General features: G+C 51.1%; 1 protein-coding gene. It reads left to right on the top strand.

Annotation, left to right across the window (positions count from 1 at the left end):
• On the top strand, window positions 1-1078 hold a 1078-nt coding region (locus J7I43_RS24620; protein ID WP_209148697.1), incomplete at both ends, for a hypothetical protein.

Below are 1078 nucleotides of genomic sequence, written 5' to 3'. Positions count from 1 at the left end.
ATTTTGTCGATGTTGATTTTAAACCAGGAGATGATGATGTAATTGAAGCACTGGAACACCTGACATTGGTTCCATCCGCAAGCGGCTTCACCTTTAGCCAATCCGTAAGTTTCGACATCACCGACCAGGATCTTGCAGGCGCCTACATCATCCTGTCCGCCTCACCTGCTTCCGTGGCGGAAGGCGGCAGCACCGTGATCACGGCCACATTGAATGGTGGTGTTACTGCTGTGAATAACCTGACCGTTACATTAAGTAAAAACGGCAGTTCAACTGCCGGGGATTCCGAGCATGATGCACTGGGGACGATCACGATCAATGCAGGTGCTACCACCGGCACATTCACCCTGACAACAAACAGCGACCAGCTGCTGGAAGCCAGTGAAACCGTAGTAATCGATGGTATCAACGCGCAAGGCATCACAGTAACCGGCACCACGGTAACCATCACCGATGCAACCGGTACCAGCGCCAATAAAACAATCACTTTAACGCCGGCCACTGCTACAGTAGCAGAAGGCGGTGTGGTGAAGATCAAAGCGATCCTGCCAACGGGTATCACTTCTACCCAGGACATCACCGTTACACTCACCAAAGCGGCAGGTTCCACCGCTACGCTTGACGCCGCTGATGTAATGTTCCCTGCCACGGTAACCATCCTGGCCGGAGCGAATGAAATAGAATTTGACGTTACAGCTAACACGGATAATCTAATCGAAATATCTGAACTGCTGAAGTTGGCTTCAAGTGCCACTGTATTCGGTTATACTTCTACCAATGAAGCTGACATCACCATTACGGATGCAACGGATAAAACAATCACTGTTACCGGCCCGGCTACGATTGCGGAAGGCGGCACCGGCACTTACCGTTTCAGTCTGCCGGTTGGCGTAACCTCCGTTTCTCCGATCACCGTCACACTTACCCGCGATGGCAGTTCCACCGCTGCACTGGCAGACCTGCAAAGCCTGCCAACAGTAATGATCGCTGCCGGAGATAATTTTGTCGATGTTGATTTTAAACCAGGAGATGATGATGTAATTGAAGCACTGGAACACCTGACATTGGTTCCATCCGC

The organism is Chitinophaga chungangae (genome assembly GCF_017742215.1).
In the GTDB taxonomy this organism is placed as follows: domain Bacteria; phylum Bacteroidota; class Bacteroidia; order Chitinophagales; family Chitinophagaceae; genus Chitinophaga; species Chitinophaga chungangae.
This window is presented reverse-complemented; position numbering and strand designations above follow the sequence as displayed.